Origin of the sequence: Paenibacillus terrigena DSM 21567, assembly GCF_000374845.1 — a bacterium.
GTDB classification, from domain to species: domain Bacteria; phylum Bacillota; class Bacilli; order Paenibacillales; family Paenibacillaceae; genus Paenibacillus_K; species Paenibacillus_K terrigena.
In genome coordinates this window covers 146,378-158,823 of record NZ_KB895419.1, presented here as the reverse complement: position 1 = coordinate 158,823, position 12,446 = coordinate 146,378, and the positions used below count along the sequence as shown (strand labels likewise).

General features: G+C 44.2%; 11 protein-coding genes and 1 other annotated feature. Of the genes, 2 read left to right on the top strand and 9 right to left on the bottom strand.

What is annotated here, in order from left to right; all coding sequences use genetic code 11:
- Positions 1 to 45: 45 nt before the first annotated feature.
- The 5 genes from C558_RS0120870 to C558_RS31545 form a co-directional block, all read right to left on the bottom strand.
- On the bottom strand, positions 46 to 1,725 hold the full coding sequence (locus tag C558_RS0120870; protein WP_018758244.1) for a glutamine--tRNA ligase/YqeY domain fusion protein: 1,680 nt from the start codon (positions 1,723 to 1,725) through the stop codon (positions 46 to 48).
- 71 nt (positions 1,726 to 1,796) lie between these two features.
- Positions 1,797 to 2,048, bottom strand: a binding site (T-box leader).
- Positions 2,049 to 2,132: 84 nt separating this feature from the next.
- Positions 2,133 to 2,732, bottom strand: a complete 600-nt coding sequence (locus C558_RS0120865) for a TVP38/TMEM64 family protein (protein ID WP_018758243.1) — start codon at positions 2,730 to 2,732, stop codon at positions 2,133 to 2,135.
- Positions 2,733 to 2,767: 35 nt separating this feature from the next.
- Complete coding sequence (locus C558_RS0120860; protein ID WP_018758242.1) at positions 2,768 to 3,268, bottom strand: C40 family peptidase; 501 nt, start codon at positions 3,266 to 3,268, stop codon at positions 2,768 to 2,770.
- A 195-nt stretch (positions 3,269 to 3,463) separates the two neighbouring features.
- Positions 3,464 to 3,742 (bottom strand): DUF2277 domain-containing protein, encoded by a 279-nt coding sequence (locus C558_RS0120855; RefSeq protein WP_018758241.1) that lies wholly within the window; start codon positions 3,740 to 3,742, stop codon positions 3,464 to 3,466.
- A gap of 124 nt (positions 3,743 to 3,866) precedes the next feature.
- A complete protein-coding gene (locus tag C558_RS31545; protein WP_018758240.1) occupies positions 3,867 to 6,473 on the bottom strand; it encodes a glycoside hydrolase family 84 protein in 2,607 nt (868 codons plus the stop codon).
- A 177-nt stretch (positions 6,474 to 6,650) separates the two neighbouring features.
- On the opposite strand from C558_RS31545, the gene C558_RS0120845 reads away from it, so the two are divergent.
- Positions 6,651 to 7,544 carry a pentapeptide repeat-containing protein gene (locus tag C558_RS0120845; protein ID WP_018758239.1) on the top strand — a complete coding sequence of 298 codons (894 nt, stop codon included), beginning with the start codon at positions 6,651 to 6,653 and terminating at the stop codon, positions 7,542 to 7,544.
- A gap of 142 nt (positions 7,545 to 7,686) precedes the next feature.
- On the opposite strand, the gene C558_RS0120840 is transcribed toward C558_RS0120845, so the two are convergent.
- The 4 genes from C558_RS0120840 to C558_RS0120825 all read right to left on the bottom strand — a co-directional run bounded on the left by C558_RS0120840 (position 7,687) and on the right by C558_RS0120825 (position 11,296).
- Positions 7,687 to 8,664, bottom strand: a complete 978-nt coding sequence (locus C558_RS0120840) for a hypothetical protein (RefSeq protein WP_026264052.1) — start codon at positions 8,662 to 8,664, stop codon at positions 7,687 to 7,689.
- Positions 8,625 to 9,215, bottom strand: coding sequence for an RNA polymerase sigma factor (locus C558_RS0120835; protein ID WP_018758237.1), 591 nt, complete (start codon positions 9,213 to 9,215; stop codon positions 8,625 to 8,627). Before C558_RS0120835 ends, C558_RS0120840 begins: the two co-directional genes overlap by 40 nt.
- 75 nt (positions 9,216 to 9,290) lie before the next feature.
- Positions 9,291 to 9,668, bottom strand: coding sequence for a PadR family transcriptional regulator (locus C558_RS0120830; protein WP_018758236.1), 378 nt, complete (start codon positions 9,666 to 9,668; stop codon positions 9,291 to 9,293).
- Between the two features lie 494 nt (positions 9,669 to 10,162).
- Positions 10,163 to 11,296, bottom strand: a complete 1,134-nt coding sequence (locus tag C558_RS0120825) for a hypothetical protein (RefSeq protein WP_018758235.1) — start codon at positions 11,294 to 11,296, stop codon at positions 10,163 to 10,165.
- 81 nt (positions 11,297 to 11,377) lie between these two features.
- On the opposite strand from C558_RS0120825, the gene C558_RS0120820 reads away from it, so the two are divergent.
- The gene (locus C558_RS0120820; protein ID WP_018758234.1) at positions 11,378 to 12,274 is read left to right on the top strand and encodes a cupredoxin domain-containing protein; all 897 of its coding nucleotides are present in this window, start codon (positions 11,378 to 11,380) and stop codon (positions 12,272 to 12,274) included.
- Positions 12,275 to 12,446: the final 172 nt, after the last annotated feature.

The following is a 12,446-nucleotide window of genomic DNA, read 5'->3' as shown; positions in this document are numbered from 1 at the left end:
CTTCTGTTCGAAAAGTCTCATCCGAATAGTCCATTGAGATCAGCCTTATCGCTTGTTCCACGAGTCCTTCAACGGTACAATTCGGTTAAATACGATTCGATCGGCCGTTGTATATCTTGGATCAACGCTGAAATATCCATGGCGGAAGAATTGAAATTTTTGTTCCGGAAGAGCTTCTGCGATAGACGATTCTATCTTAGCATCTTGCACGATCACGAGTGATTCGGGATTCACTCGATCGGTCCAATCCCCCTCATCATCCTGAGCCGCAACTTGATCCAACAGTAGCTTCTCATATAAGTGAACATCTGCCGTTACCGCATGATCCGCTGAAACCCAATGAATGGTCCCTTTAACCTTACGGCCCGTGAACCCTGTGCCGCTCTTCGTAAGCGGGTCATACGTGCAGTGGAGTTCCGTGATTTCTCCGGTATTGGCGTCCTTAATGACTTCCTCACATGTGATGAAGTATGCGCCTTTCAGTCTTACCTCGGCATTCAGGGTTAGTCGATGGAAGCCTTTCGGAGGGTTCTCCATGAAATCACTCCGTTCAATATAAATCGTTCGAGAGAATGGTACTTCCCTTCTTCCGAGTGATTCATTTTCACTGTTATTCTCAATCGATAACCATTCGAGCCCATCCTCCGGGTAATTGGTAATCACGACCTTCAGAGGTTGCAGAACAGCCATAACGCTATTCGTTTTGTCCTTCAGATCCTGTCTGAGACAGTGATCCAACAGTGAAATGTCCACGGTACTATACGCACGGATGCTGCCAATTTCCTCAATGAAGCTTCGAATACTATCCGGCGTGAAGCCTCTCCTTCTGAACCCTCGAATCGTAGGAAGCCTGGGATCATCCCATCCGTCGACATGGCCTCCTTCAACGAGCTGTCTTAAGAACCGTTTGCTCGTCACGACACCCGTTAAATTCAATCGGCCGAATTCCCTTTGTCGCGGAGGCTCTGGAAGCTTGAGCTCATGCAAGACCCATTCGTATAACGGTCGATGATCTCTGAATTCCAGGGAGCATAACGAATACGTAATTCCTTCAATCGCGTCTTGAATCGGATGCGCAAAATCGTACATCGGATAAATGCACCAGTCATTCCCTGTTCGATAATGTGCTGCATGGATAATTCGATAAATGACGGGATCCCGCATCGTCAGATTCGGGGACTTCATATCGATTTTAGCGCGGAGGACCTTGGCAGACGCTGGATAAACTCCTTGTTTCATATGCAGGAATAGCTCCAAATTCTCTTCGACGGAGCGGTCTCGGTAAGGGCTGTTCTTACCAGATTCCGTCAAAGTCCCACGGTATTCTCTCATCTCATCCGGTGACAAATCACAGACATAAGCCTTCCCTTGCTTGATCAATGTAACTGCAGCGTTATAGAATTCATCCGAATAATCTGATCCATAATAGATGTGTTCTCCGGGATCGTAGCCGAGCCACTTGATATCCTCGATAATTGCATTCACATACTTAAGATCTTCTTTCAGTGGATTCGTATCGTCAAAGCGCAGATGAAATGTCCCGTTAAACTTCTTAGCCATCGTATGATTCGTATGGATCGCGTAGGCGCTTCCGATATGAAGATAGCCATTAGGTTCTGGCGGAAACCGCGTACACATCTCCCTGCCAAAGGTGTCCTTCTCTAGCTCCTCGCTGATCAGTTTATATAAATAATTTTCGGTTAAATGACTATTCTCATGATCCATGGTGGACGCCTCCTAATGAACTGTAATTGTGGCCATAAAAATAAAAAAAACTTCACCTCCAAGACCTCTGTCTTGGGGACGAAATTTTCGTGGTACCACCCCAGGTTCATTAATATGTCGCCATATTAACCTCTTCAAGTACGGCATTGCAAGCGATGCTTATACTCTAGCTCTGTAACGGGAGCTCCCGTCACACCATCCCCTACAGGTTCCGGTATGCTGCTCAGAGGCTTGGTTCGGGGAATGGTTCTTTGCTCCTTCTCAGCTGCCGGAGCTCTCTGTACAAGAACGTCTTCCCTTACTCTTCTCGTCATCGCGTTTGAATATTGTTTATTATAATAGCAAAAGACTCCTATTGTTGTAAACTACGATTCTTCGGAAACAAAAAATCACCCCGAAGGGTGATTTCATGATGATCTACGCATGAGAAACAACTTGTATATCGAATATACAATGGTTAGGAAACCAAGGTAAATCGCAATGACCATGACCCATTGATAAGCACCTGACCATAGATTATCCCCCACATAGGCGTATACGACCATGATCGGAATTTTACCAATGAACGTTGTCATAATAAATGTACCAAATGGAATACGAAACACACCGGCATAGATATTAATTGCAACCGCGGGGAGAACCGGTATCATTCGCGCAATGATTAGTGACCAGAACAGATGGTTATGAATCATTCGATTGCATCGTTCGATCATATTCGATTTTGCCAGAAGAGCCCTTCCCCAGGATTGTAATAAATATCTCGTTACCCCGTAAATCGCGGCAGCTGCGAGAGAAGAAATGATCAAGTTGTATATACTGCCCTCAATAATCCCGTACTTCGCTCCAACAATACCCCCAACAATCCCATACGGTATTCCTGGGACCGCTGCAATAATGGTCAAAATCAATATCATGATCATAGGGTTTCGATCTTGATCGGATGCGATCCAGCTGAACAACTGGTCTCGATCCAACCAGATCAGCGATAGAACCAAGATATTGATCAATGCTACAATCCACTTCCTGTACTTCATAAGTAAGATTACTTAATCGGCACTTCAGCTTGTACTTGTGTCGGTTCCACCAACGTAAGGTTAATAGGTTCCGCAATCACGCGACGAGCACCCGTATAACGCTGTTTATAATAGGTATCGGATAATTTACTGATGATAACCCCTTTCGAACTTGAGGAATGAGCAAATTGATCGTCACCTAAATAGATACCAGCATGGGATACCCCTTTACCGTCCGTGTTGAAGAAAACAAGATCACCCGGTATCAAGTCCACTTGTTCCACCAATGTACCGAACAAGGATTGATCTTTGGATGTACGAGGCAGTTCAATCTTGAATTGGTTAAAAATATGCAAGATGAACCCGGAGCAATCGAACCCCTCCGTTGTCGTACCACCCCATTTGTAAGGGGTTCCTATCACTTCGTTGACTGCAACCTTGAGATCAGGCTTTTCCGACGCATACATGGTTCCAGCACTTGCACCAAACAGGATAGCAGCCGAGAGCATTGTGATTAGCAGCTTCTTCAATGTATTAGTTACTCCTTTCGTAGATGTATTCGCCGTTATTTACCAAAAAAATTACGACGTCAGGCTGTAAGATTCGACTTTCGATGCCAATTTCCTTCTTTTTATAAAAAAAAGAAACGCCATTCGATGAAAAAAATCGAATGGCGCTGTATTTTCGTGTGAAATCCGACGAAATAAACTTTAGAAACTAAAGAATTAGTTGCCTGATGTACCAAATCGTCTCGTGTTACGTTCACGCGCTCGTTCAAGTTCCGTCTCACGGTTGCGTGGTTCAGCTTGTGTAACGAGCGACTCTAATAGCTTCTTGGCTGATTCAGATACTTCAACAATTGCACGATTAAAGGCTTCTTCATTGGCCTTGGACGGGCTGTTATATCCCGAAAGCTTACGTACAAATTGTAATGCAGCCGCTTGAATTTCATCCTCCGTCGCAGGTGGATCGAAGTTAAATAACGTTTTTATGTTCCGGCACATAACCATTCTCCTTAAATGAAGTAGACTCGTGAATACCACAAATTATACAATAAAGTGCATCCTTTGGAAAATATGAGAATCCCAGTCCACGCATAATCGAATGGGACTGGGATCTATATCGAACTTAGTTCATTGTATAGCCTTTCGATGTTCGAACACTTGGAAGATGGTTTCTGGTTGTTCTCTCTACGAACACTCGATAATCCAAGGTGGTTAGTGATACGCCTTCAAACTTAACAGAAGTAGAACCCACCGTCACTTCTTCGGATGTGGCGAGCGGCGTATCTGCCGTAAGAGAAGGATATAGGGAAACAACGTCCCCTTCTTTCACATGCTGTATCGTGATTATACCTGATGGTTCAATCTGCACATCAGAACTTAACACTTTATCCGACAACTCTGGATAGCGCTCATCGAATAATTCAAACGCATAAATCCGTGTATGTCCGCTGCCATCTATGCTGATTTGCGCCGGCTCAATAATCTGTAATCGAATGTATCTGGCTGTCACTTCTTGCAAGAGAATGCGATTAATCGTATGTTCCTTGTTATCCAGAATTTCATCTATCATTGTGAAGTTCTTACCGTCATTGCTAGCCAGAATTTGTGCCTGCCTTGTATTCCAGAATGGTGTCTCTCTGGCCTCTGGATGACCACAATTAATAATCCGATATTGCTTGATCGTCTGAGGATGTTGCAAATCAATCGTCAAATGCGGTCGAAGCTCTGTCGAACACCATTTGCCGCCCGCAATCGCCCCTGTAATTACCTTTTCTGCAATTTCGCTATCGTTTGCACTGCTCGAAGCTATCGCTGTAACGCCAAGCGAACTCAACGCAATATTTTTCATATCGTAGGTCGGTTGTACCTTCATCTGTTCTGTTCCAGCAGCAACGGCTGTCAAGACGACCATATCCGTAATAAATGGCTTGATTACATGTGTTCCAACATCCACTGTAAAATCAGTCGGAACCCCTTCCTTCAGGCGGTTGACCTTGCATTCTTCCATTGAACTCAGTAGTGCTAACGCTGATTCATGCTGCGTTTCCATCGCTTGAAGGTTACCTGTATGCATGGAGATGATTGCATGAACCACTTGTTGCGCGGCACGTGCCATACGGTGGAAAGCTTCTAAGAAAGGAGCCAATTCCTCTAGCAAATTTGCATTAAGACATTTTGCCCGGATGTTATCAACGGCACCCTCCATACGATTGAACTGCGCCAGAAGTCTGTTCGCTGCCATACTTACGTCAGCTCCTTGCACCATGCCTTCTTTGACCGCACGGATATCATCCTTAAGCATCCAGCTCTCGTCGAATAGAAAGTCGCCGCTTACACCTCCATCATCGAGCAAATAACAGCTGTTCGAAGCGAAAATTTCAAGATCTTCTGCGACTTCGGGAGCAAGCGCCTTGAAGGAAGCGGAGAAGCTTAGATCACAATTGAATGCATCCGTGTTCCAGTTATGATCCGCGATGCAGAACAGTGCTTGCTTGGAAGCTTGTGCTTGATTCATCGGGTTTGAGAAAAAACCGTTTACATTATCTAGATCCGAGCTTACATTTTCTATTTTACCCATCAAGATTTTGTTGTCGCAGTAATCATTGACCGGGTAATTCCACCATACGGAAAGATTCTTGTCTGATCCGATTGTTCGTTTCGGTGAATCATATTGTTCTCTCGATATATTGGACATCGTCGCAGCCCCAGTCCACATGACCTCTACATCATCATGAAGAATCTCAACGAAAGGTTTCAGATATTCTGTCATAGACGGTCCCCAAGCTTCGCAATATCGCGTACCAACCGTGAGGAGCGGTCGAATATCGCCTTTTGACTTGATAAATTCCGTATCGATTCGGTTGATGAATTCCGCTTGCTGAGGTCCATTCGGAATGCCAACGAGATCATCGAACAACACGCCGAACTGACGTACGCCAAGACTGTAGAGCTGCTCTAATTTGATGATGCATGATTGGAAATCTTCTTCAAGCGCAAGGTCGATCGAATCACCTGGATGGATGGTCCATACGAAATTCAAGTTATTCCGGTGTCCTGCAGCTGCGAGTTCCGCAATTTCCTGCGCTTTCCCTGCTGGGTATAAGTCTCTCCAGCTCTTGCGATGATACGGATCATCCTTCGGCGCATAAATATAGGTGTTCAGCTTCTGAGCACCGCCGAATTTCATCAGATCGATACGATCTTCATGACTCCAAGGGTACCCGTAGAAGCCTTCGATATAGCCACGATATAAAATTTCAGGATAGTCTGTAATGCTCATATGATGGACGGTGCGGTTAGGCACCTGGCTTAAGATCTGATTTAAGGTCACAACACCATAATGAACTCCATCGGCATCATGCCCGATAATGGCAATTTGACTAATAGAAGAAACGCCATGAACGATGAGGCTGTATCCTTCTTTATGAGATAACGCTTCCAAAGTACCTGCATACAGGTGCGTCTTCAATAGCGTGTCGTTCAGCATCCCTTGTGTCGTAAGGTATATATTCGTTACATGGTCTTCGAATGTATCGGATACCGTAAACTTGTAGCCAAGTTGAATTAACAATTCTTGCAGTGTAGGCAGCGTTGCCTCTTTCAATCCTTCTTGGGCAATGATATGAATGCGATCTGTGAGTCGGGTTTCACCCCCAAGCTCATTCACTTCTTGTGGAACTGGGAAAATTGAATATTGCTTGCTTAAAGCTTCATTCTTATGTTTCATCATCGCTGTCCTCTTCTCCCTGCCGTGATTTTGACAGGAATAATATAACATACCTAACAAACATGTCAACAAATATGACCAGGTCACTGTTAAAGAGAATGCGCAAATCGAACAATTGACGACATGAAAATAACTATTGTATCCTATAGAAATTAGATGACGGAAAGAAGGATATCGGCCTTGAAAGAAAATCAAAATCATCCCCTTACGAATCTCGAAGAGCGAAACGCCCAGCTGCGAGCGGATTGTGAGAACTGCTTCGGATTGTGCTGCGTGTCACTGGCTTTTGCTGCGTCAGTTGACTTCGCGATCGATAAAAGTGCAGGGCAGCCCTGCCACAATTTGCAAGAAGATTTCCGGTGTGGGGTTCATACGAATCTAGTTCATTTAGGATTTCGAGGATGTACGGTATTCGATTGCTTCGGAGCCGGCCAGAAGATTTCACAGCTGACTTATGAAGGAAATGATTGGCGACAGGACAAGCAAACTGCAAAAGAAATGTTCGAGTTATTCCCGAAAATGTGGCATTTGCACGAGTTGTTATGGTATTTGAGTGAAGCGTTAATGCTGCCTGCTGCTAGGTCGATTCATCCAGAGCTTCGTTCGATGTTGGAAGAGACGGAACGACTTACGATGCTTACCCGGAGCGATCTGATGAAAGTGGATGTTGCCTTACATCGCATGGATGTAAATGCATTGCTGCTTCAGACTAGCGAACTCGTCAGAACCGAAGCACTCCGTGAACTTAAGAATCCACCGCGGTATCCGAAGAAAGTCGGCCGGGGAGCCGATCTCATGGGTGCAAATCTCCGAGGTACGAATCTGATCGGTGCGAACTTAAGAGGTGCTTATTTGATTGCAGCGGACCTGCGAGGCGCTGATCTTCGCAAGGCGGATCTCATTGGTGCCGATTTCCGTGATACTGACCTTTGTGGTGCCAATTTAAGCGAGAGTCTATTCCTAACACAGTCTCAGATCAATGCAGCTAGAGGAGATGCAGCAACGAAGCTACCTTCATCTCTTATACGTCCACCGCATTGGTCCAGGGTTGCAGCAAAAAGTAGTGTACAGTGATAGTATTGTTGGCAAAAAAGAAGACTTCGTCATCCGGGAATTCGGATGATGAAGTCTTTTTTATTCTTCACGATTGTTAATGTTGAGATACTTCCTACCAGAAAACACGCTCCCAATCCGCTTGGCGTTCACGTTCAATCTATTAAGAATGCTCAATAATACTTTTTGCCATGGCTATAAAATCTTGTTTCGTCAGATCGCTGGATGCGGAGTCATACAAGTTGTAAGCAACGTTCGTCTTCTCGTTGAACCAGCCCATCTTATTCTTGCCCTCGCTTACTTTCGTATCTAGATTGCGATTATCAATATATATGAGATCTTGTCCGTCTATCGTTAGTTGTTCAGCTTTAGCCCCTTTGGGTTGAGTCATTGTACTACCAATCGCCTTCGAAGCAATTAAATAAAGGTAGTTATTCTCATCTTTCTGGTAGATCAACATAGCTGTACCTGAAGTCTTCCAATCCAGTTCTTCTGTAAATAGCTTTTCTTTCCCTTTAGAGGATTCAGCTCTGGCAATGAATCGATTTAATAATTCCTTGTATTCTGGATCATCACCAAAAAGAAAACTTGGAACGACCTGTCCAAGGCTGAATTCATATCCTTTAGGCAGTCGATCTGGCTGCAATAACCTTGGCGTCGAAGTTCGCTTCATCTCTTGAACGTAATCATCGTAATGCTTGAACTCATTTTTATAGACAAGCTTGACGAGATTCCTATCGTAAGCATTGAGCGTTGGGTTATCAATATAGTATGCAACCAATTGTCCTTGCTTCAACGTTCCACGTACTTGTTCATCGTAACTTGATAGGACCGTACGATTGTGATCAGGGGGTAGTGGAGGCCAATATTGGGCGGTTCGCATCACAACCTTACCCTTCGCATTCCGAATTTGAATATACTCTGCTGCCGCATAAGCTGTAACAGAAGCGACAAGGGTGAGAATAATCGCAGTAAGCAATACACTAGAGCGCTTCATCGAGCGAAATCTCTTAGGGGAAGACTGTAAATTTCTCACTTTCGCCATCACACGATCTGTCAAATCAATTGGCGGGAGTTTATCGGGATGCGCGGCATAATATTTTAGATCTGCGTGTCGATCATTTGGTTGTGGTCTGTCCACGTTTCTTCCTCCTCCCATTTCGCCATACGTTTTCTCACTTTCTGTTTCAACCGTCCTATTTTTTTCTTGATGGCATCCGGACTCTTACCCTTTATTTCCCCGATCTCGACATACGTTAGTTCATCGAACACATGTAGAATAAGTAGACTTCGTTCATCCGGCGCAAGCGAAGTCAACGCTTGATCCAAAGGTGGGCTGAAAGCAGTTATCTCCAAAATACGCTCCGGGCCCTCCGCTACATCTTCCTTACGCAAAAACCATTGCAGTCTAGCTTGCCGCTGCCTTCTTTTTAAGAGATTCAGACAATAATTATGGGCGATCCGATATAACCAAGCCGAGAAACTAACACGAGCCTTGTATTGTTGTATCGAAGTATAAGCTTTCATTAGAATCTCCTGTGCAGCATCCTCTGCTTCTTCCGCATTCCTAAGCAAACGGTAGCAATAGACATAGATTGGACGTTGGAAGCTCTCCACGATGAAGCGATAAGCTTCTACTTCGCCTTGCTGTACTGCTACAATATGCTCTTCAATCGATTTGTTCGTCGTCATCCTCACCTCCCAATGATTATATTGATATAACAATTGAACTCGCTAAAAAGGGACACCTCCTCCCCGACTTATTTTCTACGATTGGTTCATGAACGCTTCAAATCGCTTATAGACTTTCAGTGCAATCTCAACTCGCTCCGGCAAATCGCGCTTTAGTTGTTCTAAATACTCATTGCCGCTATCTGTGATTTCATAGAATCGGTTGAATCGGTTATCTGATTCCCACTGGCTCTTAACATGGCCTTTCTCCGCGAGAACCTTTAGTCGTTGAGCTAAATAAGAATCGTTCACGCCTACACCGCCAAGAGATTTTGTGATCATCAAATCTAGCTGCTTACCATATCGACGACCATGTCTCAGTTCGGTAAGCACCATAAAATCCATAACTTGCTGGACCTTCACGATATGTCCGAGAGAATTTGTTTTGACCATTTTATCTTCCGAATTACGCATTTTCGTTGTCCTCCTTCAATTCTCAGAATTCTATAAATCTAGTATATTCCATTTCGTATGCATTAAAAATACGTGGTACCTTCTGTGTTCAATGTCTACGCATTCAATACGAAAAATGTCGATTTTTCTTTTCGTGTTTCTCTTCTTTTATACATGATTTAATGATGCGTACCGATTTCGTAGTAAATAGATACGTCTTGCGTATGGTTTGCTGGAACATAGATAGGTATCGCTAACGTATGGTTGATGCAAGCGAGCGAAGACATTGCGTGCAAACACGTATTTTTATATCACGCAAAATATCGGATTTACGTCTATTTTCATCGTTTTCGTTGCAACTACCATAAACTTTTGTTATATTAGAACATGTGTTCCTGTTTTGTCAAATTTATAGTCAGTTCTGCCTCTCAGACATAGAAAAAAAACCTAGCAGTCGAGCACCAGGTTTTAATCTCTATAACTTATGATTTATGTCTGCCTACGCAACCGATTCTTTACTCGCGAGTACGAAGAAATTCACGGAATTGATTCACCGATTTGAACTGAAGAATCTTAAGCCACTTCGCTGTTAGAAATTCTACGAACATTGAATCAAATCGTTGTACAGCTTGTTCTAAAGGCAATAAATTCTGAGGATCGAACAGTGCGACTAAGTTCGGAAATCCGGCATTTTCGTAATAGACTTGATAGGCTAGACTTGCTTCCAGTTCCACAGGCCAATAACCGCGTTCTGAATAATACAGGAACTTAGCTATGACATCTTGTAAGCCGATTGACCAATAATAGGCGGTATCAATATCATTCTTTTCACACGCTTCAGTTAATTTATTGAATATTCCTTTGAACTCTTCATAGAACCCATTCATTCGATCGGTGTAGGAAGGCCCATCTGTATAAGATTCCTGCTGTCTTGTGAGGAGTTCTATGGTCTCCTGTGTGAGCAGCTCACAGTTCGCTTGCATTTCTCGGCATGAATTAGAATGAATCAGGATATGTATGTAATCTTCAAGTCGAGCCGGTCTAATCATGAAATTCATGATCTGCTCTGTGTTCTTTCCCCACCCTTTTCGCAAATACGTACGATTGATCAATGCGAGACTATAGAGCACCTTCGTTAATATCCCTTGAGATTCTGTTCGATAAAAAGCTAGATTATCCTGATCGGGTGTCGATCTCATTTTGTACAAATGTACATAGGCACCTTGAAGTTCAGACTCTGCGCGTTCAAGTAATTTCAGCCCAGGAGGATTCGTAATTTTCTCTTGCAACTGGTCAAACCGGTCACGATCCGCATCCGAACGGACATATAATAGCCGGCAATCCGCAATAATCGAAGTGTTCGATTCTTCATAATTCGCCATCCGTTCAGCACGTTCCCAGCTAATCGGCCAGAAATCAAAGCTAATGCCATCAATAATGAACTGGATGCTCGCGCGATAACCATCTGAACTAGCAGGAATGAAAAAGAAATCCAAATCCGATCTCGCATTCGCTGAGCCTTGTACATAGGATCCATAGCAGGCAACAATCGCAATATCATCCGGGCATTGCTGCTGGATATGTTCCACTATCGCACTTGAAACCTCAAATACGTTAAACATATGAATATCAGCTCCGTTTCGTTTCATCAGTCGTCATCCTTAAACTTCTAACCTCTCGCATAATTAATCAGGTCAAGCATATGAATATAGGGTTAGGGGGCATCGTATATGATATTAGCTGTGTTAACAGGTTTAATCGTAATACTCTCTGCATGGCTCACAGGTTTCGTAATTACATTCCGCCGGCAAATCTCTTGCATGGTAGGTATGATGTCAGCCATGACGCTTGGTATGACTGTTGGCCTTGTTATGGGAACTTTTGTGGTAGTATGGCTGCCCGGTCAATTCTTCCTATCGACCATGATCGGTATGTTGATTGGCGGCCTCGCTGGCGTTTTCATCGGGTGGCCTATCAGTCTTATGGCGATCATGGATGGACTCCTGTCCGGCATCATGGGCGGGATGATGGGCGCGATGTTGATGTTCATGATGCCTGCGGCTTATATAACCGTCACCGTGAAAATCATGGCGATTCTATGCAGCGGCATTCTATTCTTGCTGTTCATCATGCTCCAAGGAGAATTGAAAGCTGAACAGCTCCGTCAGAAATCATCCTTATTCGCAAAACCAATTCGTATGTTCATCGTAATTATCGCCGTACTTGGAGGTGGGCTGCAGCTGCCGTTTAGTTCATCCGCAACGAATCCACCACTCGCAAATCCTTCTCCTGATCATGCCAATACGGGTCATCACCACTCTGCTTCACCTGGAGATCAGAGCAAAGATGCAGCTCAAGAACTATATGTTGCTGCTAATGAATTCAGCTTTTCACCTAACGACTTTCAGATTCACGCGAACCAGCGTGTTCGTATTACACTCGACAATGCCGGTCAGTTGGAGCATGATTTTGAGATCGTTGGCACTGACATCCATGTTCATGCTGCCGCCGGTGAGAAGAGCAGCCAAATCGTCTTCTTCGAAGAGGCCGGCACCTATGAGGTACGATGTACGCTGCCCGGACATCGAGAATCTGGGATGACTGCTACGATTCAGGTGAATGCTTAGATCAGCGAGCTCGTCTGCGCACGCAAAAAAGCCGTGATGAACAGCGTTCACCACGGCTTTGTCAACAATTACAAGCAACTACACTGCTATTGCGGGATTGTTAAATCAAACAGATCGGATGATATCGCTCAAGAACTACGTATACGTTATTCTGTTGGTTAACAGAGTTCAA

Excerpts from the sequence above, each read along its gene's own strand:
- C558_RS0120870 (WP_018758244.1), bottom strand. The coding sequence starts at position 1,725 with ATGGATCATGAGAATAGTCATTTAACCGAAAATTATTTATATAAACTG.
- C558_RS0120855 (WP_018758241.1), bottom strand. The coding sequence starts at position 3,742 with ATGTGCCGGAACATAAAAACGTTATTTAACTTCGATCCACCTGCGACG.
- C558_RS31545 (WP_018758240.1), bottom strand. The coding sequence starts at position 6,473 with ATGATGAAACATAAGAATGAAGCTTTAAGCAAGCAATATTCAATTTTC.
- C558_RS0120835 (WP_018758237.1), bottom strand. The coding sequence starts at position 9,215 with ATGACGACGAACAAATCGATTGAAGAGCATATTGTAGCAGTACAGCAA.
- C558_RS0120830 (WP_018758236.1), bottom strand. The coding sequence starts at position 9,668 with ATGCGTAATTCGGAAGATAAAATGGTCAAAACAAATTCTCTCGGACAT.
- C558_RS0120825 (WP_018758235.1), bottom strand. The coding sequence starts at position 11,296 with ATGAAACGAAACGGAGCTGATATTCATATGTTTAACGTATTTGAGGTT.
- C558_RS0120820 (WP_018758234.1), top strand. The coding sequence starts at position 11,378 with ATGATATTAGCTGTGTTAACAGGTTTAATCGTAATACTCTCTGCATGG.